Origin of the sequence: Amycolatopsis keratiniphila subsp. keratiniphila, from assembly GCF_001620365.2 — a bacterium.
GTDB lineage: Bacteria > Actinomycetota > Actinomycetes > Mycobacteriales > Pseudonocardiaceae > Amycolatopsis > Amycolatopsis keratiniphila.
This window is the reverse complement of the sequence record NZ_LQMT02000007.1, coordinates 184,873-207,789: the sequence shown is the minus strand read 5'-3', so window position 1 is coordinate 207,789 and position 22,917 is coordinate 184,873. Positions and strand designations below refer to the sequence as shown.

Annotated in this window: 20 protein-coding genes; 12 read left to right on the top strand and 8 right to left on the bottom strand. The window is 68.7% G+C overall.

Annotation, left to right across the window (positions count from 1 at the left end):
* Positions 1-144 precede the first annotated feature (144 nt).
* Complete coding sequence (locus AVR91_RS05310) at positions 145-753, top strand: MBL fold metallo-hydrolase (protein WP_063272694.1); 609 nt, start codon at positions 145-147, stop codon at positions 751-753.
* The gene (locus AVR91_RS05305) at positions 753-1,409 is read left to right on the top strand and encodes a hypothetical protein (RefSeq protein WP_043848156.1); all 657 of its coding nucleotides are present in this window, start codon (positions 753-755) and stop codon (positions 1,407-1,409) included. Before AVR91_RS05310 ends, AVR91_RS05305 begins: the two co-directional genes overlap by 1 nt.
* Before the next feature lie 47 nt (positions 1,410-1,456).
* Here AVR91_RS05305 and AVR91_RS05300 read toward each other — a convergent pair whose 3' ends face one another.
* From AVR91_RS05300 to AVR91_RS05290, 3 genes are all read right to left on the bottom strand, one after another.
* The gene (locus tag AVR91_RS05300; protein ID WP_063270911.1) at positions 1,457-1,714 is read right to left on the bottom strand and encodes a hypothetical protein; all 258 of its coding nucleotides are present in this window, start codon (positions 1,712-1,714) and stop codon (positions 1,457-1,459) included.
* Positions 1,715-1,801: 87 nt separating this feature from the next.
* Positions 1,802-3,214, bottom strand: coding sequence for a YibE/F family protein (locus tag AVR91_RS05295; RefSeq protein ID WP_063270910.1), 1,413 nt, complete (start codon positions 3,212-3,214; stop codon positions 1,802-1,804).
* Between the two features lie 41 nt (positions 3,215-3,255).
* A complete protein-coding gene (locus AVR91_RS05290) occupies positions 3,256-4,233 on the bottom strand; it encodes a GlxA family transcriptional regulator (protein WP_043848155.1) in 978 nt (325 codons plus the stop codon).
* Between the two features lie 99 nt (positions 4,234-4,332).
* Between AVR91_RS05290 and AVR91_RS05285 the strand changes: the two genes are divergently transcribed.
* Positions 4,333-5,043, top strand: a complete 711-nt coding sequence (locus AVR91_RS05285; protein WP_063270909.1) for a DJ-1/PfpI family protein — start codon at positions 4,333-4,335, stop codon at positions 5,041-5,043.
* 87 nt (positions 5,044-5,130) lie between these two features.
* Positions 5,131-8,097 (top strand): AfsR/SARP family transcriptional regulator, encoded by a 2,967-nt coding sequence (locus AVR91_RS05280; RefSeq protein ID WP_063270908.1) that lies wholly within the window; start codon positions 5,131-5,133, stop codon positions 8,095-8,097.
* Positions 8,098-8,273: 176 nt separating this feature from the next.
* Here AVR91_RS05280 and AVR91_RS05275 read toward each other — a convergent pair whose 3' ends face one another.
* Positions 8,274-9,386 (bottom strand): erythromycin esterase family protein, encoded by a 1,113-nt coding sequence (locus AVR91_RS05275; RefSeq protein WP_063270907.1) that lies wholly within the window; start codon positions 9,384-9,386, stop codon positions 8,274-8,276.
* A gap of 416 nt (positions 9,387-9,802) precedes the next feature.
* Between AVR91_RS05275 and AVR91_RS05270 the strand changes: the two genes are divergently transcribed.
* From AVR91_RS05270 to AVR91_RS05260, 3 genes are all read left to right on the top strand, one after another.
* Positions 9,803-10,660: a helix-turn-helix domain-containing protein gene (locus AVR91_RS05270; protein ID WP_063270906.1), complete on the top strand. Its 858-nt coding sequence runs from the start codon at positions 9,803-9,805 to the stop codon at positions 10,658-10,660.
* A gap of 70 nt (positions 10,661-10,730) precedes the next feature.
* Positions 10,731-12,239 (top strand): CYTH and CHAD domain-containing protein, encoded by a 1,509-nt coding sequence (locus AVR91_RS05265; RefSeq protein ID WP_228709129.1) that lies wholly within the window; start codon positions 10,731-10,733, stop codon positions 12,237-12,239.
* Between the two features lie 75 nt (positions 12,240-12,314).
* Positions 12,315-12,668: an STAS domain-containing protein gene (locus AVR91_RS05260; RefSeq protein ID WP_063270904.1), complete on the top strand. Its 354-nt coding sequence runs from the start codon at positions 12,315-12,317 to the stop codon at positions 12,666-12,668.
* Here AVR91_RS05260 and AVR91_RS05255 read toward each other — a convergent pair.
* From AVR91_RS05255 to AVR91_RS05240, 4 genes are all read right to left on the bottom strand, one after another.
* A complete protein-coding gene (locus AVR91_RS05255) occupies positions 12,665-14,101 on the bottom strand; it encodes a DNA polymerase ligase N-terminal domain-containing protein (protein ID WP_063270912.1) in 1,437 nt (478 codons plus the stop codon). The genes AVR91_RS05260 and AVR91_RS05255 overlap by 4 nt on opposite strands.
* Positions 14,102-14,229: 128 nt before the next feature.
* Positions 14,230-16,239 carry an ABC transporter ATP-binding protein gene (locus AVR91_RS05250; RefSeq protein WP_063270903.1) on the bottom strand — a complete coding sequence of 670 codons (2,010 nt, stop codon included), beginning with the start codon at positions 16,237-16,239 and terminating at the stop codon, positions 14,230-14,232.
* Positions 16,239-17,972, bottom strand: coding sequence for an ABC transporter ATP-binding protein (locus AVR91_RS05245; RefSeq protein ID WP_063270902.1), 1,734 nt, complete (start codon positions 17,970-17,972; stop codon positions 16,239-16,241). Before AVR91_RS05245 ends, AVR91_RS05250 begins: the two co-directional genes overlap by 1 nt.
* Before the next feature lie 30 nt (positions 17,973-18,002).
* Positions 18,003-18,638: a TetR/AcrR family transcriptional regulator gene (locus AVR91_RS05240; RefSeq protein ID WP_063270901.1), complete on the bottom strand. Its 636-nt coding sequence runs from the start codon at positions 18,636-18,638 to the stop codon at positions 18,003-18,005.
* 272 nt (positions 18,639-18,910) lie between these two features.
* Between AVR91_RS05240 and AVR91_RS05235 the strand changes: the two genes are divergently transcribed.
* The 5 genes from AVR91_RS05235 to AVR91_RS05215 are packed head-to-tail and all read left to right on the top strand — an operon-like array spanning position 18,911 to position 22,814.
* Positions 18,911-20,137 (top strand): sensor histidine kinase, encoded by a 1,227-nt coding sequence (locus tag AVR91_RS05235; RefSeq protein ID WP_063270900.1) that lies wholly within the window; start codon positions 18,911-18,913, stop codon positions 20,135-20,137.
* Positions 20,134-20,568: a roadblock/LC7 domain-containing protein gene (locus AVR91_RS05230; protein WP_005159022.1), complete on the top strand. Its 435-nt coding sequence runs from the start codon at positions 20,134-20,136 to the stop codon at positions 20,566-20,568. The genes AVR91_RS05235 and AVR91_RS05230 overlap by 4 nt, the downstream gene beginning before the upstream one ends.
* Positions 20,569-20,587: 19 nt before the next feature.
* Entirely contained in the window at positions 20,588-20,971 is a 384-nt protein-coding gene (locus AVR91_RS05225) for a DUF742 domain-containing protein (RefSeq protein ID WP_016334731.1), read from the top strand.
* On the top strand, positions 20,946-21,563 hold the full coding sequence (locus AVR91_RS05220) for a GTP-binding protein (protein WP_037338873.1): 618 nt from the start codon (positions 20,946-20,948) through the stop codon (positions 21,561-21,563). Before AVR91_RS05225 ends, AVR91_RS05220 begins: the two co-directional genes overlap by 26 nt.
* A 24-nt stretch (positions 21,564-21,587) precedes the next feature.
* The gene (locus AVR91_RS05215; protein ID WP_063270899.1) at positions 21,588-22,814 is read left to right on the top strand and encodes a styrene monooxygenase/indole monooxygenase family protein; all 1,227 of its coding nucleotides are present in this window, start codon (positions 21,588-21,590) and stop codon (positions 22,812-22,814) included.
* The last annotated feature ends 103 nt before the right edge of the window (positions 22,815-22,917 follow it).

Genomic DNA, 22,917 nt, shown 5'->3' with positions numbered 1-22,917 from the left:
TTTCCACTCGATGTCACACGTCTGAGGTAGCGGGAGTCTATTGGCACAGCCTGTGAGGCCCCCGTACAGGGGCCGCTAGGCTTACTTGATCGTGATCAGGGCCATCCTGTCACCTGTTCGGCGGAAGATCTGAGGAGGCGTTTCGTGCTGGTTGTCGGTTTTCCGGCGGGCCCCCTCGAAGCCAACTGCTACCTGCTCGCCCCGGACGGCGGCGGTGAGTGCGTGATCGTCGACCCCGGCGAGGAAGCAGCCGAGCCGATCGAGGCCGCGCTCGCCGAGCACGGTTTGACGCCTGTCGCGATGCTCGCCACCCACGGCCACCCCGATCACGTCGCTTCGGCGGGCGAGGTCGGCGCGCGCCACGGGATACCTCTCTATCTGCACGAGGCGGACCGGCCACTCCTCGGCCAGGACGCCGGTCAACGGAAGGACGGGATCGTGCCACTCGTCGATGGCCCGCTGAGGCTGGCCGGGCTGGAGATCACGGTGTCCGGCACACCGGGTCACACCGCCGGTTCGGTGGTCTTCGGGCTGACCTCCGCCGAGGGCGGCAGGATCGTGCTCACCGGGGACAGCCTGTTCGCCGGTTCGATCGGCCGGTCCTCCGGTGACGGCGGTGAGCTCGTGCGTTCCCTCGGCACCAAGGTGATGACGCTGTCCGACGACACCGTCGTCCTCCCTGGCCACGGTCCGGCCACCACGATCGGTCGAGAGCGGGCGGCGAACCCGTTCCTGGCCGGGACGGGCGCGTGATGACCGAGCCCACCGGGACCCCGGAGACCCCAGAACGACTCCCGCTGTTCCACGACGACCCCAAACTCCGTCGCAAGCGCGGCTGTTCCAGCGTCGCGGGCGTCGTGATCTTCGCGGCCGCGTTCGGCGGGATCGCCGGGCTGATCGGCGGTGAGATCGCCGGGCTCGTGGTCGCCGGCGTGATCGCGCTGCCGCTGCTGTACGTCATGTTCTACAACCTGCGCCGCCGGGTGTGGCTCGAAGGCGACACACTCATCGTGCGGACCTGGGGCGTGCGGCGGATCGAGCTGACCGCGGCCGAACGCATCGATCTGGTGATCAGCGATGTGCGCGGGACCCGGACGGTCAGCCTGCTGGTCAACGCGGGCAAGCGCCGCAAGGTCGCGAAGGTCGACCTGGCCGTGTACTCGGGCGCGGGCGGCCGGGAGCTGGGCATCCTGCAGCTGCGCAAGCTCGCGAACGCACTGCTGAACAACACCGACGCGAACGGTCTGGTGTTCTCGGAACTGCTGGTGGCGCAGCTGAAATCGGAAGCGCGCGGCGACGCGGCGGCGGAGCGTCCGCTCTACCGGCTGGCCTCGGCGGCTCCCGCCGGGAAGTACATCCAGCGGTTCACGATGGAGGCGGTCAGCCGCTTCGTGGCGACCCTGGACTGAGCCGGGCGAGACAGCGCCGAGTGTCATGAAAGGGTCGNNCGACCCTTTCATGACACTCGATCCGGCCGGGTGCCCGAGGTCTCCAGCTTCTCCAGCCGGGTCTTGATCTCCTCCAGCTGGTAGACGATCTCCGGCAGCTCGCCCGCGGCGAAGGTCGCCAGCCGCTCCGAGTGCTTGAGCGTCGCCCGGACGTCGTCGAGCGCGGCGGCGATCTTGGGGACCGCCTCGACGGCTTCGAGCGTCGAGACGAGCACGCGCCGCGCGACCGCGGTCAGTTGTCTCGGGACGGCGAACACGGCGAACATGGCCCCTCCGAACCTCGGGTGCGGCCTCTTCGTACCCGACTCCGGCCCGTGATCGCGGGGTGGGCTCGTGCTTTGGGGCGCTTGTGGCTACAGGGACTCTTGGGGCTCCCGCGAGGCGATCAGCGCGGCCAGCACGGTGGTGACCGGGACCGCCGCGACGATGCCGACGCTTCCGGCGAGCGTCCGCACGATCTCCTGGGCGATGTTCTCCGCGCCCAGGATCGAGCCGAGTCCGACGCCCGAGAGCGACGTGTACAGCAGCACCGGCAGCGCCGCCCCCGCGTACGCCATCACGAGCGTGTTGACCGCCGAGCCGACGTGATCGCGCCCGATCCGCAGGCCGGCGCCGTACAGCTCACGCCACCCGAGCGCCGGGTTCGCCCGCCGGAGCTCCCACACCGCGCTCGTCTGCGTCACGGTGACGTCGTCGAGCACACCGAGCGCACCGATCACGACACCCGCCAGCAGCAGTCCCCGCGCGTCGATCCCGTGCCCGAGCGAGCCGATCAGCTGAGAGGTGCTGTCGTCGAGCCCGGTCAGCGACGCGGCTGCCGAGAAGATCGCCGACAGGACGCCGATCAGGACCAGGCTCACCAGGGTGCCCAGCACCGCCACCGAGGTTCTCGCGGACAGCCCGTGCGTCAGGTACAGCGCGACGAACATGATCGCGCCCGCGCCCGCGATCGCCACCAGCAAAGGACTTTCGCCGGCGAGGATCGAAGGAAGCACGAAGAGTGCCAGCACCAGGAAGCTCAGTCCGAGCGCGATCAGCGCGGCGACCCCCTGCCACCGGCCGAGGACGATCACCGCGAGCGCGAACAACCCTGCGAGCAGCAGCAGCGGCGTACCACGCTGGAAGTCGACGATCTGGAACGACGCCGGGTTCGCGACGTCGCCGCCGTTGTAGGACAGCACCACCTTGTCGCCCGCGGCGAACCGTGGCGTGCTCGGCTCGATGGGCAGCGTGAGCTTCAGCGGCTTCCCGGACGCGGGACCGTCGGTCATCGTGAGCTCGCTGGTGAGACACGGCTTCGCGTCCGGTGGCGGCTCGCCGACCTGCACCTGTCCTTCGGCGAGGCACGGTCCGGTGATCGTCCCGGTGACCGTCGCGTTCACCGGTGTCCCCTGTGGGAAGACGCTTTTCGCCGGATCCTTGCCCCACGGATAGAGGAAGACCATCCCGGCGACGGTCGCGACGGCGAGCGGGATCAGCAGCCACATCAGCAGCAGCCGGACCCGGCGCGACGCGGGTGCCGCCGGGCCGTGGCCGTGCGAGTGCCCGTGGCCGACCGGCTCGGGTTCGGGCTTCGGTTCGGCTGCGCGACGTCTGCCCGGTTCCGCCGGCCGCGGCCGCTGGGCCGGTGGGCGGGGACGTCGCGTGCCCTCGGGTGGCGGCGTCCGGCGCGGCGAACGGGACGTTCCGGGCGAACGATCGGACGGGGTGTCCGTTACCCGGCGAATCGGGCCGGTGTCGTCGTCGGAGATGTCGCGGCGGTTCACCCGCACATCCTCCACAGTCGGCGGCGCGTCCCGCACACGGCCTATCCGAATGCCTGCCGAAGGTGGACACGGCGATAGGCCGAGGGCGGGGTGTCGAAGTGGTCGAGGAAGGCTTGGCGAAGGGTCTCGGTTGAGCCGAAACCACATCGCCGCGCGATCGAGGACAGCGGAAGTTCGGTGCCGCACAGCAGTTTCGCCGCGTTCTCGGTCCTCGCGGCCCGCACGTACCTGCTGGGCGTGGTGCTCAGGTGCGCGTCGAACAACCTGGTCAGCTGCCGGGTGCTGATGCCGGCCCGCTCGGCGAGGACGGCGGTGCCGAGATCACCGGCGAGGTGTTCGGCGACGTACGCGGTGATGTCGCGGACCAGCCGGTTCTCCGGCGGCGGGCCGGACAGGAACATGCTCACCTGCGCCTGGTTGCCCGGCCGCTGCAGGTAGGTCACGAGCATGCGGGCGACCTCCCTGGCGACGCTCGGTCCGTGGTCCTCCTCGACGAACGCGAGGGTGAGGTCGATCCCGCTGGTGACGCCCGCCGCCGTGTAGACGTTGCCGTCGCGCACGTACAGCGGCACCGGGTCGACGTTCACCTGCGGGTAGTTCGTCGCGAGCCGGTTCGCGAACCGCCAGTGGGTGGTGGCGCGGCGGCCGTTGAGCAGCCCGCACGCGGCGAGCACGGTGGCGCCGGTGCACACCGAGGCGACCCGGCGGCTCTGCTGCGCCAGCCTGCGGACATGGGTGACGAACCTGGCGTCCGCGGCGGCGGCCTCGTGTCCCGTGCCGCCCGCGACGATCAGCGTGTCCAGTTCGCCGGTGATCTGGTCGAGCCGGTGCTGTGCCTGCAGGGTCAGCCCGGACTCGCAGCGGATGCCGCGGCCGTCGACGCTGGCGAGCATGATCTCGTACCCCGGCTTGCCGCCGAGTTTGGTCGCGGCGTCCAGGACGTCCGACGGGCCGGCGATGTCGAGCAACTCGGCGTTGCTGTAGCCGACGATCAACACTCGTCTGGGTGAACCCGGCATGATCGAACGCTACCAGTAGTGCCCGGCCGTCGGACGTTGTTCGCAGGAATCCGGACATCCGGGCCACCGAGGGCCCGTCTCTCGGACACCGTTGTCGCCATGACAGACGACAAGAAGACGATCGCGTTCGTGGTGTACCCGGGGATGACCCCGCTCGACATGGTCGGGCCGCTGACCGTGCTGGACGGGATGGCGACCACGACGCAGGAATACCGCACCGTCGTGGTCGGTGAGACGAAGGATCCGGTCACCACCGACAACCCCTTGAAACTCGTGGCGACCCACACCTACGACGAGGTCCCGTCGCCGTACGCGTTGCTCGTGCCCGGCGGCGCCACGCCGACGCTGAAGGCGCTCGCCGACGAGAAACTGGTCGGGTACCTGCGCGGCGCCGCGGCGAACGCGGAACTCGTGACCTCGGTGTGCACGGGATCGCTGTTGCTGGGGCAGGCCGGGCTGTTGAAGGGCCGCAAGGCCGCGACGCACTGGATGTTCCGCGAACTGCTGGGCGCGTTCGGCGCGGAACCGGTCGCCGAGCGCTGGGTCGAGGACGGGAACGTGATCACCGCCGCCGGGGTGTCGGCCGGGATCGACCTCGCGCTGCATCTGGTCGAGCGGCTCGTCGGCGCCGAGATCGCCCGGACGATCCAGTTCGTGATCGAGTACGACCCGGAGCCGCCGCAGGGGCCGCTGGACTGGTCGAAGCGTCCGTACGGGGATCTCAAGCCCTTGCTGGAGCACACGCTGAACGAGGCACTCGCGGACGAACCCGCGTTGCGGGACCGGCTCCTCGCGCACACCGGGAAATAAGGGGGACGGCCATCCGGGTGAGAATTCGCCGACTCGGGGACAGCACCGGGTTACATTCGGGTCATCCGTCCAGGTGATAGGTGGTTCGTGGAGTTCAAGGTGCTCGGCCCGCTCGCGGCCTCGGTCCCGCTGCCGTCGGCGGCTCAGCCCCGTCGGGTGCTCGCGGTGCTCCTGACCCGGCCGAACGAGTTCGTCCACCGGGACACCCTCGTGGACGAACTCTGGCCCCAGGGACCGCCGTCGAGTGCCGCGGCCGTCGTGCAGATGGCGGTTTCCAAGCTGCGCAAGGCGTTGTCGCCCGGTGTGCCGGTGGACGACGAACGGCAGCGGCTGCGGTCCGGCCGGAGCGGCTACCGGCTGGTGGTCTCGGACGGCGAGCTGGACGTCACCGGTTTCTCGGAGCTGACGGCCGCGGCCGCGCGGGCGACCGGTGACGAACGCAAGGAGCTGCTCGAACGGGCGCTGGGGTTGTGGCGCGGCCGGGCCTTCGCCGACGTGCCGGTCGGCCCGCTGGTGGAGGCGCACCGGCTGTGGCTGGAGGATCGGCGTTGCTCGGTGCTGGGCAAGCTCGTGGAGCTGGACCTGGCCGCCGGTGACCACAAGGCGGTCGCGGACCGGCTGGGACCGGAGCTGGCCGCCCGGCCGGGCGACGAACGGCTCGCCGGGTGGCTGGCCGAGGCGTTGCACGGTCTCGGCAGGCGGGACGCGGCGCTGGCCGTCCTCGACCGTTGCCGCCAGGCGCTGTGGGAACACGCCGGCGTCTCACCGGGGGACGACCTGCTCGCGGTCCGCCGCCGGATCTCCGGCACCGGCTGGTCGGCGGGCGGCGCGCCGTGCCGTCTGCCCGCCGCGACGCCGGATTTCACCGGCAGGGCGCCAGAGCTGGCGGAACTGGGTCGCGCGGTGCGGTCTCCCGCGCCGATCGTGCTGCACGGGGCGGCGGGAGCGGGGAAGAGCGCGCTGGCCGTCCAGGCCGCGTGGCGCGTGCGCAAGCGGTTCCCGGACGGCCAGCTCGTCGCCGACCTGCGTGAACCCGGTGACGTCCTCGCCGGGTTCCTTCGCGCGCTCGGGCTTGCGGAAGCGGAACTCCCCGCGGACCGGGCGGGACTGCTCTCGTTGTGGCAGAGCCATTCCGCGGACCGGCGGCTGTTGGTGATCCTCGAGAACGGCCGGTCCGAAGCCGAGGTGCGGCCATTGCTGCCGAGTGGTCCCGGCTGCGCGACGATCGTGACGACACGACGGCGGCTGGCCGGTCTCGGCGGCGCCAGGCCGGTCGAGGTCGGGGCGTTGCCCTACGAGGACGCGCGGCTGCTGCTCGGCGAGATCGTCGGGGAAGCCCGGTTGTCCGCCGAACCCGACGCCGTCCGCCGGGTGCTGGCCTGCTGCGACGGTCTTCCGCTGGCGGTGCGGGCGGCGGGAACGAAGCTGCTGCAGCGGCCCCGGCTGAGCGTCGCAGAGTTCGCGACCCGCTTGGAGAACGAGCGGCTGCGCCTCGACGAGCTCGCCGCCGGCGACCTGGCCGTCCGTCCGGTGCTCGCCGAGTCCCTCGCGGAGTTGTCGGCACGGCAACGGAACTCCCTGCGGCTGCTCGGTTTCCCCGGCGCGACCGAGATCGCCGACTGGTTCGCGACGGCCATGCTGGACTGTTCGCCGCGCGAGGCGACGGAACTGCTCGACGAACTCGTGGACGACCACGTGCTTCGTGCCGAACCGGACCAGGCCGGGTTCCTCCGGTACCGGCTGCCGGGGCTGATCCGGCTCGCGCTCCGGGAACCGCCGGATCCCGGGGCCCTCAGGCGCGCGCTGACGGTGATGGCGGCGTTGGCCGAACACGCTTCCGCCGCGCTCGGCGCCGGATACCCGCCGTCCCGGCGCGCGGACGTCCCGGCGGCCGTTTCGGACCGCGTCGCGGCCGACCCGGCCGGCTGGCGGCTCGCGGAAACCACGAACCTCGCGCTCGCCGTCCGCACCGCGAAGAACCACGGCTGGACCGGCCTGGCCATGCGGCTCGCCGACGCCTACAGCGATCTCGTCGGCCCGCGGAAAGGCGGTTCCCCCGCCTGGCTCGGGTTCGGCATCGTGCGTGATCGCCTCGATGTCCCCGCGGAGGCGGAGAAGCTGCTGAAGCTCGGACACGCCCACGCCGACGCGGGGGATCTGGCGCGGGCGAGGACGTGTTTCTCGTTGGCGGAGAACAGGTTCCGCACCGTGGGTGATCAGCCGGGCACCGGGGCCGCACTCGTCGCGCTCGCCGACGTCGACGCGGACTCCGGCCGGACCGGTGCGGCGGTCCACGCGTTGCGGGAGGCCTTGGACCTGTTGCGGGACTGCGGCGACCTCGCCGGGCAGGCGATGGCGTCGGCCCAGTTCGGCTCGCTGTGGGACGACCTCGGCGACTTCCGCCGGGCGAAGGAGTGCTTCGACGCGAGTCTGCTGCTTTCGCTCCACTGCGAAGACGGGCACCAGCATGACAGGTCGGCGAAGCGGTACGCCGACGTCCTGCGACGGAACGGCCGTGTGGACGAGGCCGGCGCCCTGCTGACGAGCGCCCTGATCGGCACGCGCAGTTCGCGCGAACGTCATTGGGAGGCGCACGTCCTCCGGAGCCTCGGTGACCTTCACGCGAAAACCGGCGACGCGGGGGAGAGCGAACGATGCCTTTCACGGTCGCTTGAACTGTTCGAGGACGTCGGACATCGGCATGCCGCCGCCTACACGCACCGAAGCTTCGGCGAGTCCTTGCGCCTGGCGGGTGAACACGGCCGCGCCGCCGAACACCTGAGCCTGGCGATGAGTACCTTCCGTGAGCTCGGAGACCGCCGAGGCGGCGGATACGCCTTGCTCAGCTTCGGACGCCTACGGGCCGACGAAGGCGTCGCGACCGAAGCCGCCGAAGGGCTCCGGACCGCGGCGGGACTGTTCCGGGAACTGGGATTCCCGGTGTGGGAACTGCGTGCGCTCCAGGGCCTTTCCGCCGTCGACGGGAGCGGACGCCAGCGGGACCGGGCTCGTGAAGCCTTGACGAAGATCCGCTTCGGGGCGACTCCGGCATAGCCCGGCGGAGGACCGGCGGCCGCCGCGTTTGGCGAAGTTATGGCGACGGTGTGTTGACTGCTGCTCATGTGAGCGGACTTCGCGCCGCCCCGAATTCGCGGAACTGGGGGTGGCGGCGCGTGCTCGTGGCCGGGTGACGCCTTCAGAGGGCGGGAGGCGTCACCCGGTTCGTAGAGCTACCCGCGGACGTGCAGGATCGCGTCCGCGTCGGTCAGCATCCCTTGGTCGAGCGGGAAGTAGCCCTGCCGCGGGGTGGGATCGGTGCGGACGGTCGCGGGCGGGACGTCGGAGGCGGGGAGCAGGCCCCAAGCCGTGGTGACGTGTTTCTGCAGGAACCCTTCGTAGGTGTCGGGCTCCGGCTCGGCCAGCGCTATGTCCTCGCTTCCGCCGAGGCTGGTCGCGACGAAGGTGTAGCGATCGCCGAGCAGCGGCGCCACCAGCGCGCCGGCGGGGAACCAGGTGGTCTCGGTATCGGCGACCCGCATGGTGCTCGCCTGGCGCCGCAGATGGAGGTTGTGGGCGAAGACCAGCGTCCGGCCGCGCCCGGCTTCGGCGGCGCGGATGTCGAGCAGGTTCCGCGCCATGAAGGCGTCCCTGGCCGCGACGAGGGGCATGTAGCGCTCGTGCGGCTCGAGAGGCTCGGCGCATTGCCGGTGGTAACGCAGCAGGTCGATCCCCGCCATGAGGTGGATCTCCGCCCGCGACCACGCCTCCGTGCCGGGCTCCCGGGAGCGAAGCGCGGTGAGCAGGTCGGCCGCGATCGCGCGCAGGCGGTAGGCATCGGCCGTGGCGCCGGGCGAGGAAGCCGCGTCCATGACGGCTTCCGTGCGGCTCCAGCGCTCGTCGTCGCCCGCCGGCCCGGCGATGTCCACGTCGAGCCCCAGGAAGTCGCGCGCGTACTCGAGGTAGCGCCGTGGGCTGGGCGCGGACGTGTTCTCGGTCTGGGTGTCGAAACCGTGGAACGTGAGGCGGTCCTCGGGAGGCCGGTTTTCGTTGTACTCGCGCATCCACGCGATCAGTCGCCTGTTCGCCTCGACGCCGCCGAAGGTGTGTGAGAAGCCTTCGCTCATCGCGAGGTCGAGGGTTCCGGTGCCGTCTCGGACGTAGTCGTTCGCGACGAGCGCGGCCACGCGATCCGTTTCCAGGGCGATCGAACGGAAGCCGCGCTCGACGAGTTGGGCGAACAGCTCGTTGCGGATCTCCGCGAAAACGGGGGTCGCGTGGGTCGGCTCGCCCAATGCCAGCAGGTCGCAAGAGGGGGTTACGAAGTCTCGGATGTCTTGACTCATGAGGTTCAAGCATATCGTTGATGTTCCGGTTGAAACTTTAGCTTGTATGGCCTGCTGAGCTGGTGCGAAAGCCTCAAAGTGTGCGTCAGGTGGGAGCGTGTGCGGTTGCCTGCACTTGGGGCGGCGCGCGGGTCTTTCCGAAATACGTGAAGGCCACCTTCACTACCTTCAGGGTAGGCAAGGAGGCCTTCACGGACCGGCCCCGAGACTGCGGCACCGCAAGAAATCCACTTCCGAATAACTGGATCGCATTTCCTTCTTCCGCTATAAAGCTTAAAGAACCCTTCGCGCGCGAAGGTGCTTCGCCTGCGAAGCAGCGTTTAAGATACGTGCGGGAGTGCAAGTGATCAGCAATTGAGGTGAATTGCCGCGTGGCAATCGCCGCGCGGCCGGAGTTCGGCCCTACTTTGTCCCGCATGGTTGAGAAGGATTCGACGGCGCGGACCCGGGAACTGGGCCACCGCATGAAGGCGTTCCGGCAGCGCAGGCACTTCAGCGGAGCCGACGTCAGCCGCCGTAACGGCTGGTTGCAGAGCAAGGTCACGAGGTGGGAACAAGGGCTGCGCGAGCTGTCCGTGGTGGACGCGGCGCTGTATCTCGCGACCTGCGGCGAGGCCGAGCCCGAACGCGATCTGCTGCTGGAGCTGACGCAGCCCGGCGGCGACCTGTACTGGGTCCGGCCGTACTTCGACGAACTCGTCGACCCGATGAAATCCCTGGAGATACAGGAAAACCTCGCCCACACACTGGTGCGTTACGAGTCGTTGACGCTCCCCGGGCTGCTGCAGACCGAACCGTACGCCCGCACCGCCTTCGAACTGATCGGCAACCGCGATCCGGCCCAGCTGGACCAGGTCGTGAACGCCCGGATGGAACGGCAGCGGTTGCTGCGGCGGGATCGTCCGCCGCGCTGCAAGTTCTTCGTGCACGAGCGCGCGTTGCGGTCGGTCGTCGGCGGTCCCCGGATCATGCACGAGCAACTGCTCCACCTCGTCCTGTCGGCGAACCTGCCCTATTGCTCGATTCGCATCGTCCCCGAAAGCGTCGAAGTGGGCAGGGTGCTCGAGAATTCCTTCACCATCATGGAATTCGCGGAACATCCGGCGGTGGTGTACACGGATTCCTACGCGGCCGGGGTGTTCATCGACGACCGGGTCGCGGTCGAGGCCTATTATTCGCTCGTCGCGAGGTTGGAAAGCGATACGCTGACCGAGGAGAGATCACGGCAAATGCTGGCCGAATGGGCGGACCGGTACGACCGGATGGAGGAATGATCCGGCCGGGGTTTCCCGGCACCTCCGCACGGGGTAATCATTCCGGGTAGCCGAGGAGAAGGAGTTCGTGGTGACGAAGACGCAGGGTGGTGCCCCGGTCGCCGAGGCCGAGATCGAGCGGAAGTACGACCTGGCGGCCGACCGGCCCATCCCGCCGCTGGTCCCGGCCGGTCCGGTGACGAACCAGGCCGATCCGAGGGTCGACGTCCTCGACGCCACGTACTTCGACACCGCCGACTTCCGGCTCGCGCAGGCGGGTATCACGCTGCGGCGGAGGCTCGGCGGAAGCGACGAGGGCTGGCACCTCAAACTCCCGGTCGGCGAGGACAGGCGAGAGGAACTCCGCCTCCCGCTGGCGGGGAAGCCGGACAAGGTGCCCGGCGCGCTGGCGAAACTGGTCCGGGCGCACACCCTCGGCGCGAAACTCGTCCAAGCCGCACATCTACGCACCGAGCGCACTTCGTACGCCTTGCTCGACGCCGAGGGGCGAGAGCTCGCGACGCTGACCGACGACGTCGTCACCGGCGAGGCCGGCGGGGACACGGCGCATCTCGACCGGTGGCGGGAGATCGAGATCGAACTCGCGCCCGGCGCCGATCCCGCGGTGCTCCAAAGTCTGGAGCGGGCGGTCGTGGAAGGTGGGGCCGAGCGGTCGAGGTGGCCGTCGAAGCTCCGGCGGCTGACCGACGAGCTCGTGCCTTCGGCAGGCGGGGCTTCGGGTTCGGTACTGGCGGACTACCTCGCCGCGCAGCTGGACGCGTTGCGGCGCAACGACATCGGGGTTCGCCGGGACGTCGAGGACTCGGTACATCAGATGCGCGTCGCGTGCAGGCGGCTGCGGAGCGGCTTGAAAACCTTCCGCCGCTCGCTGGACGCGGACGTCGCCGAGGAGCTCGCCGAGGAACTCCGCTGGCTCGGCGGCGAGCTCGGGCCGGCGAGGGACGGCGAGGTCATGGCCGCGCGCCTCGGCGACGAGGTCAAGGCGCTCCCGGTCGAGCTGGTGCTGGGGAACGTCGAGCAGCTGATGACCCGGCACTTCGCTCGCGAGGCCGAAGAGGCGAAGGCGCGCGCCATCCGGGCGCTCGACAGCAAGCGGTACACGAAACTGTTGCGAGCGCTGGAAAACCTCGTCGGCGAACCACGGAAGATCAAGGAAGGCAAGAAGGAACTGCGCAAGGCCGTCGCACGGTCGGACCGGAAGTTGCGCAAGGCCGTCGCCGCGGCGAGTGAGCTCGAGCCCGGCGCGGAGCAGGACGCCGCCCTGCACGAGGCACGCAAGAAGGCCAAGCGAGCCCGCTACGCGGCGGACGCGGTCCGGCCGGTGACCGGCAAGAAGCTTCGAAAATGGCGAAAGAACGTCAAGGCGGTGCAGAGCACGCTCGGCGAGCACCACGACATCGTGGTCAGCCGGGAGGTCCTGCGACTCCTCGGCCTCCGCGCCTACGCCGAGAACGAAAACGCTTTCACATATGGGCTTCTGCACGGTCGTTCGATCGCCGGAGCCGAGGCCGCGCACCGGCGCTTCGCCGGGGAATGGCAAAAGGTGGGTAAAGGTTCTCGTCCGAAATGGCTCAAATGAGGTAGCCCGGGTTGACCTGCCGCCGTCGCCGAGTAACGTCGAGGGAACTTGGTGGTCTGGAGAGAGGCGCCCCCAATGTTGCCTGGCCAGCGCGTTCCCGGCGAACGGCCGGGCCTGGCCGTGACCACCTGCCGCCGCAAGGACGGCGTCCTCATCCTCACCGCGGTGGGGGAGATCGACGCGGCGACCGTCGGGCGCTTCCGCACCGAGCTCAGTGGCGCGTGCGTCAAAGGAAGGCATGTGATCCTCGACCTCTCCGGCGTCGGTTTCCTCAGCTGTGCGGGGTTGCAGGCACTCGAGGAGGCCAACGCGGCGTCCCCCCGGTTCTCGGTGATCGTAAAGACCGCTTTGGTGTCACGGATTCTCGACGTCAGCGGGGTCGGAGCCGACCTCGACGTCCGGTGGGACGTCGAGGACGTGCTGATCTAGTCGAGTTCGACCTCGTCGGCGGCGACGTCCGGCAGCAGACCACGCCACCGCGGATTGCGCAGGCAGCCCGCGTCGGTCCAGCCGCCGAAGACGACCTCTCCGACGATGGTCGGCCGCGACCAGCGCGCGTCCCGGGCCTGTTTGTCCGGAACGGAGTGGAACGGGGATGTCTTGCGCTCCAAGCGGAACAGCTGCTTGGAGAGATCCTCCAGTTCGTCACTCGCGAAACCGACACCGCAGTTTCCGATGTACCGCAAGCCGTCTTCGTGCGGGACGCCGAGCAACAGCGAACCGAAAGTACCCGCCCGGCTGCCGCCACCCGGCCGCCAGCCGCCCAGCACCACTTGCTGTACCAGGGGTCCGGTGATGGAAAGCCATTCCCCGGTACGCTTTCCCGGGTGGTACGCGGAGTCGGCCCGTTTGGCGACGACACCGGCCAGCCCGTGCTCGCGGGCCGCCCTGGCGACCGCGCCGCCGTCCCCGAGGTAGTACCGGGGGACCTGCCAATGCGGTCCGGCGATCCCGAGTTCGTCGAGGAGTTCGCGCCGTTCGACGTACGGCGTCCCGACACAGGCGCGGCCGTCCAGGTGCAGGAGATCGTTCACCAGGTAGAACGCCGGATAGCGAGAGGTGAGCCGTTTCGCGGAGTTCTTCGTCGCCCGCGCGCGGTGCCCGAGCCCTTCCGCGCTCGGCTTCCCGCCGTCGAAGACGACGATTTCCCCGTCGAGAAAGACCTCCGTGGCACCGAGTTGTTCGCCGAGGCCGCGTAATTCGGGATACAGCCCGGTGACGTCGTCGCCTGAATCGTCGTAGGCGGTGATCCGGCCCCCGGACACCCGGATCAGGGTGCGGCGTCCGGACCAGTCGAATTCGTAAGCCCATTCCGGGTCTTCGCCGGTCGACGGGAGACGTCCCGGTTTGGTCAGCATCGGGGCGAGGAAGGAGGGGAGTTCCTTGCGGCCGGGGTCGGCGGGGTCGAGCCGTTTGAGCAGCCAGCCGTTGTCGCGCCCGTCCTTCTTCACGTTGAGGAACAGGTATTTCCCGCGTGCCCGCGTCCCGTGGAAGACGACTTCGACCTTGTGGTCGTTGAAGTGCAGCGTTTCGTACCGGCCGGTGTCCCAGATGGTCATGGTGCCGCCGCCGTATTCGCCCGCGGGGATCTCGCCTTCGAAGGTGAGGTACTCCATCGGGTGGTCTTCGGTGTGCACGGCCAGCCGTTCCTGGTCCGGTGACATCGGCAGGCCCTTCGGCACCGCCCACGAGACCAGGACGCCGTCCCGTTCGAGGCGGATGTCCCAGTGCAGGCTGCTCGCGTGATGTTCCTGGATGACGAAGAGGTCGTCGGCCCCGGTCTTCCCGTCGCGATCCGGCAGGGGTTCGGGAGTCCGCCCAGGTCTGCGCTTACGGCGATATTCGCCGAGTTTCTCCGCCATGGTCGGCCGGCGCACCCCTTTCCGGATCGGGTCACGCAAGCCTAGCGCCGTTCACGGTCCTTCCGTGCGCCGAAGGCCCCTTTTCCCACGGTAAAAGAAGGAAAAGGGGCCTTCGGCGCCGATGAGGTTCAGTCGGTCTCGGCCAGTGCCTCCGCGAACTGGGCGGCGTAGAGCCGGGAGTACGCACCACCGGTGAGCAGCAGCGTTTCGTGGTCGCCCTGTTCGACGATCGAGCCGTTCTCCATCACCAGGATGACGTCCGCGTCGCGGATGGTGGAGAGCCGGTGCGCGATGACGAAACTCGTCCTTCCCTCGCGCAGCGAGTTCATCGCACGCTGGATCAGGACCTCGGTCCGCGTGTCGACCGAACTGGTGGCCTCGTCGAGGATGAGGATCGCGGGCTTCGCGAGGAATGCCCGCGCGACGGTGATCAGCTGTTTCTCGCCGGCGCTGACCGTGCCGCCCTCGTCGTCGATCACCGTGTCGTAGCCGTCCGGAAGAGTGCGGACGAAGCGGTCGACGTGGGTCGCCTTGGCCGCCGCCACGATCTCGTCGTGTGTGGCGCCCGCGGAACCGTAGGCGATGTTCTCCGCGATCGTGCCGCCGAACAACCACGCGTCCTGCAGCACCATGCCGGTCTTGGCACGCAGGTCTTCGCGGTCCATCCCGGCGATGTCGACGCCGTCGAGGGTGATCCTGCCGCCGTCGAGTTCGTAGAACCGCATGAGCAGGTTGACCAGTGTGGTCTTCCCTGCGCCGGTCGGGCCGACGATGGCGACGGTGTGCCCCGGTTCGACGGTGAGCGACAGGTCCTCGATGAGCGGCGTGTCCTCGGTGTACCGGAACGACACGTGCTCGAACTCGACCTGACCCCGCAGGTTCTCCACTCGCGCGGGTTCGTCCGGTTCGGGTTCCTGCTCGTCCGCGTCGAGCAGCGCGAAGACCCGCTCCGCCGAGGCGATGCCGGACTGCAGCAGGTTCGCCATGCTGGCGATCTGGGTGACCGGCTGGCTGAACTGCCGTGAATACTGGATGAACGCTTGGACGTCGCCGAGCGACAGCGTCCCGGACGCCACCCGCAGGGCGCCGATCACGGCCACCAGCACGTAGCTCAGGTTGCCTATGAACATCATCGCCGGCTGGATGGTGCCCGAGATGAACTGCGCCTTGAAGCTCGCGTTGTAGAGCGTGTCGTTGTGCTCGCGGAAGACTTCTTCGGCCTCCTCGCGGCGGCCGAACACCTTGACCAGGGCGTGCCCGGTGTACATCTCCTCGATATGCGCGTTCAGCCGTCCGGTCGTGGACCACTGCTTGATGAACTGCGGCTGCGCCTTCTTGCCGATCTTGGCCGCGACGAACACCGACGCCGGCACCGAAAGCAGTGCCACGAGTGCCAGCAGCGGCGAGATGAGGAACATCATCACGAGTACGCCGACGACCGTCAGCAGCGACGTCACGATCTGCGCGAGGGTCTGTTGCAGCGACAGCGCGAGATTGTCGATGTCGTTGGTCGCCCGGCTCAGCACCTCGCCGCGCGGCTGGCGGTCGAAATAGCTCAAGGGGAGCTTGGCGAACTTCTCCTCGATCCGTTCCCGCAGGTCGAACACCGCCCGCTGGACCAGGTTCGTGGTCAGTCTCGCCTGCAGCAGCGAGAAGAACGACGCCACGATGTAGAGCAGCAGCACCCACAACAGGACCTGGCCGACGGCGTCGAGGTCGATGCGCTGGCCGGGTACGAAGTCGATCCCCGAGAAGAGATCGGCGAGGGTGTTGTCGCCTTGCGCCCGCAGGCCGGCGATGACCTGCTCCTTGCTCGCCCCGGCGGGCATGTCCTTCGCGACGACACCCGCGAAGATGAGGTCGGTCGCCATGCCGAGGATCTTCGGCCCGATGACGCTCAGCGCGACACTGACCACGCCGAACAGGAGAATGCCGTAGAGCACGGCACGCTGTGGCTGGAGAAGCCGCATCAGCCGTTTGAAGGATCCTTTGAAGTCGAGGGCCTTCTCGGCGGACGGCCCGCCCATCACAGCGGCGGGGCCGCGGCCGAAACCGCCTCCGCCGGGCCCGGGTCCCCTGGCCGCGCTCGCGCGCTCGCCGAGGGGTTTGGCCTTCGTCGTGGAATCGGGCGCGCTCATCAGGCGGCCTCCTGCTCGGTCAGCTGGGACAGCACGATCTCCCGGTAGGTTTCGTTGCCGTCCATGAGTTCGGTATGCGTGCCGATGCCGACGACGCGGCCTTCGTCGAGTACGACGATGCGGTCCGCGTGGCGGATCGTGCTGACCCGCTGCGCGACGATGACCACGGTCGCTTCGGCGGTCTCGGCCACGAGCGCGCGCCGTAGCGCGGCGTCGGTGGCGTAGTCGAGCGCGGAGAAGGAGTCGTCGAAGAGGTAGATCTCGGGGCGCCGCACCAGCATCCGGGCGATCGCGAGCCGCTGCCGTTGCCCGCCCGAGACGTTGGTGCCGCCTTGGGCGATGGGGGAGTGGAGCCCCTCCGGCATCCGTTCGACGAAGTCCTTGCCCTGCGCCACTTCGAGCGCGTGCCAGAGTTCCTCGTCGGTGGCGTCGGCCTTGCCGTAGCGGAGGTTGCTCGCGACCGTCCCGGCGAACAGATACGGCTTCTGCGGCACCAGCCCGACCGCGTCGGACAGCACGGTCGCGTCCAGTTCACGGACGTCGACGCCGTCGACGCGCACCGAGCCGTCGGTGGCGTCCATCAGCCGGGGGATCAGGTTGAGCAACGTGGTCTTCCCGCTGCCCGTGCTGCCGATGATCGCGGTGGTCTCACCGGGCAGCGCCAGCAGCGAGATCTCCTGCAACACCGGCTTTTCGGCGCCGGGGTAGCGGAATTCCACATCGGACAGTTCGAGCCGTCCGTGCACCTCGCCCGGCTTCACCGGGTTCGCCGGGAGGACGACGCTGGTGTGCGTGTCCAGCACCTCGGTGATGCGTTCGGCGCTGACCTCGGCACGGGGCACCATCATGAACATGAAGGTGGCCATCATGACCGCCATCAGGATCTGCATCAGATACGACAGGAACGCGGTGAGCGCGCCGATCTGCATGCTGCCGTCGTCGATGCGCAGCCCGCCGAACCACAGCACGGCGACGCTGGAGGCGTTCATCACGAGCATCACGATGGGGAACATCAGGGCCATCAGCCTGCCGACGACCAGCGAAACGTCCAGCAGTTCGGTGTTGGCCTTCGTGAACCGCCGCCGCTCATGGGTGTCCTTGACGAACGCGCGGATCACCCGGATGCCCATGATCTGCTCGCGCAGGATCTGGTTGATCTTGTCGATCCGCTCCTGCATCAGCCGGAAGGCGGGCCGCATCTTCGCGATGATGATCCCGACCGAGACACCGAGGATCGGCACCACGAGCACCAGCAGCCACGAGAGGGTGACGTCCTGGTTCAGCGCCATGATGATGCCGCCGAAGCACATGATGGGCGCGGACACCATCAGGGTGAACGCCATCAACGTCAGCATCTGCACCTGCTGGACGTCGTTGGTCGTGCGGGTGATCAGGGACGGCGTGCCGAACTGGCCGACCTCGCGGGCGGAGAAGTCCTGGACCCGGTGGAAGATCGCGCCGCGGACGTCGCGGCCGACCCCCATCGCGGTGCGGGCGCCGTAGTAGACGGCGCCGATCGAACACGCGATCTGCACCAGCGACACCAGCAGCATGACGCCGCCGACACCGAGGATGTAGTCGATGTCGCCCTTGACCACGCCGGAGTCGATGATGTCGGCGTTCAGGGTGGGGAGGTAGAGCCCGGCGAGGGTCTGGACGAACTGCAGCAGCACGATCAGCCACAGGTCTCGCCGGTAGGGGCGCAGGTGAATGCGCAACAACTTCGTCAGCACAACGGTTTCTCCCCAGTGGTGGGTAGGGTGTTACTGGTTCTTCGGTTTCTTCACCGCTTCGGGTCCGGTGAGGGACGGGATGCCCGCCGCGGCCTCGCGCAGGAGGACCTCGAGCGTCTCCAGGAACGGCCCGGTGCCCTCGTTCATCAACCAGCTGAAGAACGCGGTCTTCACCGCGGACTCCACGATCGCCGCCATGAGCCGCGCGTTCAACGCGTTTTCCGCTCCCGCGCCCGCCCGTTCCAGGATGGCGTCGGCCAGCACCTGTTCGACCTTGGCGTGCGCCTTGAGGAATTCGCCCTGCATCGACGGGTGCAGGAGCAGCGACCGGGCCAGCTCGACCGCGTCGCGATTCGGTTCGCCCAAGCTGCCATAGGCTTCCAGCGTCGCCGTTCCGACCGCCTCCCACAGCGTCTCTTCGGAAGGCCGCTCACGCAGCGCCTCGCGCAGGAGTTCCTGCCGCTCGACGATGAACGAGCAGATCGCCTCCTCCTTGCTGGAGAAGTAGTTGTTGAACGTGCGCGGCGAGACGCCCACGGCGTTGGCGATGTCTTCGACGCGGACCTGCTCGACACCCTTCTCCATAGCGAGCCTGAGCGCTGCCTCGCCCATGGCGCGACGGGCCGCGCGCTTCTTGCGTTCACGCAGTCCCAAGGGGGCGGTCATGCCATCAGATTAGGGAAAAGTTGCGGGACGCGCAAATTTATGCGCACCCCGCACTTTTCGGACATCACCCGTGGCGTGCAACACGCAAGATGCAGCCGAATGGCCTAGCGCGCCGCGCTCACCAGCCGTAACGCGTTCGTGACCAGGTCACTGCCAGCGGTTGAACGGAAACCGACTGTGGACACGGATAGTGACTTCTGCTTGCATGGCCGTCGTTGTGCTGGGGAGTGCGACACGGGTCCGGGTATGCGAAGAGAAAGAAGTGGAAGCACATGGTGACGCGGGCTCGAGGCTTGCTTGACCGCTCACGGGTTCTTCTGGACCGTTCCAGGGTCGCCGCGGCGCAGTTCCTCGCCGCACCGCCCCGGCACGCTCCGTCGGCTCCACCGGTCGAACCGGAAGTGGAGCAGCGGCCTGCCGTCGAGGCGCCGGACGCCGGCGCGCTCGCCGGTGTCTGCTCCAATGTCGCGCTGCGCGACCTCAATCTGCTCGACCAGCTGCTCGCGCAGCTGGAGACGATGGAGGCGGGGGAGGAGAACTCCGACCGCCTCGCCGAGCTCTACCGGCTCGACCATCTCGCCACCCGGTTGCGGCGCAACGCGGAGAACCTGCGCGTGCTCGCCGGCCGGGACGCCGACGACACGACGGCCGGGATCTCTTCCGTGCTCGACGTGATGCGGGCGGCGATGTCGTCGATCGACCATTACTCGCGGATCACGATCGGCCGCGTCGTTTCGCTCGGCGTCGTCGGCTTCGCCGCCGAAGACGTCAGCCGCATCCTCGCGGAACTGTTCGACAACGCGGCGAACCAGTCTTCGCCGAGTTCGCCGGTCAGCGTCAGCGCGCATCTCACCGAACAGGGGAGCGTGCTGATCCGCATCGAGGACGAGGGCATCGGTATGCCGCCCGACCGGCTCGCGGCACTGAACGAGCGGCTGGCGGCCGGTCCGGTGCTCGACGACGATTCCGTGCGGCACATGGGACTCGCGGTCGTCGGCAGGCTCGCCGACCGGCACGAGATCACCGTGAAGCTCGACCGCCGCACCCCGCACGGCACGGTCGCGACCGTGCTGCTGCCGGTCCCGGTGGTCTCGGAACTGGCCGAGAAGCAGTGGTCCGGTTCGCAGACGGTCGTGCTGCCGCAGGCGAGGATCACCAACGGCACGCCCGTGGGCGACCCGGTCGCGACGCCGTCCGGGCTGCCGAGGCGCCGCCCCGCTCCCTCGGCCGCGCCGGAACCCGAACGGAAGCCCAGCCCGCGTCCGCGCTCGGCCTTCCAGCCACCCGCCGACGGCGGCACCACGGCCAGCGGCCTCCCACGCCGGGTTTCCCGCAGTATCAGGACTTTGCCCGACGAACCGGCCCCGCCGACCACCCCGCCCGCCGACGCGGCGGACGGGCACGAGGCGCTGCTGGCCGACCTCGATGCCTTCACCGACGGCGAGCGTGCCGCCCTCGACGACCGGCACGAGCGTGAGACCGGAGGAAACACCCAGTGACCGCCCAGGACGCGACCACGGATTTCACGTGGTTGCTCGACGATTTCGTGCGCAAGGTGCACGGTGCCAGCCACGCGCTGATCATGTCCGTCGACGGTTTCCCTTTGACCGCATCGGAATCGGTGTCCAGTGACGACGCCGAGCAGCTCGCCGCGATCGCGAGCGGCCTGCTCAGCCTCGCGGGCAACAGTGCCGCGCTGTTCGGCAAGGGCAATTGCGAGCAGATCATCATCCGGCTCACCCGCGGGTACTTCCTCTTCATGGGGATCGGTGCCGAGGCGGGGCTCGCGGTGCTCACCGAACCGGACTGCGACATGAAGGTCGTCGCCTACGAGATGACCCAGTTCATCACCAACGCCGGTCACGCCCTCACCCCCGAGGTGCGAGCGGGACTCCGGCAGGTCCTGACCGCCCGACGGCCGCAGGCCTGAGAATCCGGAGAAGGAAGGGATGACCGTGTCCAGCGACCAATCTCCGGACCGGCCCGTGAAGATGCGCAGCCGCAGAATCCGGCCGTACGCGCTGACCGGCGGCCGGACCAAGAGCAGCCAGCTGCTGCTGGTGGAGACCCTGATCTCGGTCCCGCGTTACGACCCGTCGCTGGCCGAGGCGCTGATGCCCGAGTCGCGCTCGCTGTACGAGCGCGCCCGCGAACGCTCGTCGATCGCCGAGCTTTCGGTGGGACTGGATCTGCCACTGGGCGTGGTCCGGGTGCTCATCGGCGACCTCGCCACCCAGGGCGCCGTCTTCGTGCACCCGACGGCCCACGCCTACAACCACGATACGAACGTGCTCGAGAGGATCCTCGATGGACTCAAGCGCCTCCCGGTCTGACGCCGATCTGCTGGCGATCTCCGCCAAGATCGTGGTCGCCGGTGGATTCGGCGTGGGCAAGACGACGTTCGTCGGCTCCGTCTCCGAGGTCCCGCCCCTGAGCAACGAGGCCTGGATGACCGAGGCCGGGGCCGGGGTCGACGAGCTGGTGCCGCCCGGAACCAAATCCACCACCACGGTCGCGATGGACTTCGGCCGGATCACCCTGCGTGAAGACCTGCTCCTGTACCTGTTCGGCACACCCGGTCAGGCCCGGTTCTGGTTCCTCTGGGACGACCTCTCGCGCGGCGCGCTCGGTGCCGTCGTCCTGGTCGACACCAGCCGGATCGACCAGTCGTTCGCCGCGATCAACTACTTCGAGAACGACTCGGAACTGCCGTTCATCGTCGCGGTCAACCAGTTCGAGGGCATGCCGGTGCACGACCTCGAAGAGGTCCGCGACGCGCTGGCGCTCTCCCCGGACATCCCGCTGGTCACCTGCGACGCCCGCGACCCGAAGTCGGCGGTCGCGACGCTGCAGGAACTGGTGTCGCACACGTTGTCCCTCGCCGTGGTCTCCGGGCCAGGGCGGGAATTCGCCTCACTCGGCTGAACGGTTCTGGGAGGAACGCAGAGGATGCGCAAGGTTCTGATCGTCGGTGCCGGGCAGTCGGGATTGCAGCTGGCCTTGAGCCTGCTGTCCCACGACTACGACGTCACGGTGATGTCGGCGCGGACGCCGGACGAGATCCGCTCCGGCAAGGTGATGTCGACCCAGTGCATGTTCCACTCCGCTCTGCAGCACGAGCGGGACCACAAGCTGAACCTGTGGGAGGACGAGACCGTCAAGGTCGAGGGACTCGGCGTTTCCATCGCCGGCCCGGATTCCAGCCGCGTGCTGGACTGGTTCGGGCCGTTGGAGCACTACGCGCAGTCCGTGGACCAGCGGGTCAAGATGGCCGCCTGGCTGGAACTGGTGGAGGAGCGCGGCGGCAAGGTCGTCATCCACGGCGTCACCACCTCGGATCTGGCTCCGCTGGCGAAGCTGTACGACCTGGTGGTCATCGCGGCCGGCAAGGGCGAACTGGTCCAGCTGTTCGACCGGATCCCGGAGCGGTCGCCGTACACCGAGCCGCAGCGCGCGCTCTCGCTGGCGTACGTGCACGGGCTGGAGCGCCGGCCCGAACATCCGGACAAGGCGGCGGTGCGGTTCAACATCATCCCCGGCGTGGGTGAGCTGTTCATGATCCCCGCGTACACGCTGAGCGGGAACTGCGACATCCTCTTCTTCGAAGGGATTCCCGGTGGCCCGCTCGACTGCTGGGACGACAGGCCCACGCCTCAGCAGCATCTCGACCGGATCCTGTCGCTGATGAAGCAGTTCCTCCCGTGGGAGTACGAGCGCTCGCGGAACGCCGTGCTGACCGACGACAAGGCGACGCTGGCGGGCGGGTACACCCCGGTGGTGCGGAACGCGGTCGGCAAGCTGGGCTCGGGGACCGCGGTGCTCGGCATGGCCGACGTCGTGGTGGCCAACGATCCGATCACCGGCCAGGGCTCCAACAACGCGAGCCACTGCGCGGCGTCCTATCTGGACTCGATCCTCGAACGCGGGGACAAACCGTTCGACGAGGAGTGGATGACCGCGTCGTTCGAGAAGTACTGGGAGTACGCCCAGCACGTGACGACCTGGACGAACGCGATGCTGCAGCCGCCGCCCCCGCACGTGCTCCAGATCATCGGCGCGGCGGGGGAGAACCCCGCCGTGGCGAAGCGGTTCGCGAACGGGTTCTCCGATCCGACCGATTTCCAGCACTGGTTCCTCGATCCCGCGAAGGCGGAGAAGTACCTGGCCGAGGCCTGATTCCGGTAGTGCGACGGTCCCGCGTCCGGGTACGCGGGACTGTCGCGGTGCGCCGTTTCGGGCTACCGTTGTCACCGTGTGTGAGTACGGTCGGTGACGGCAG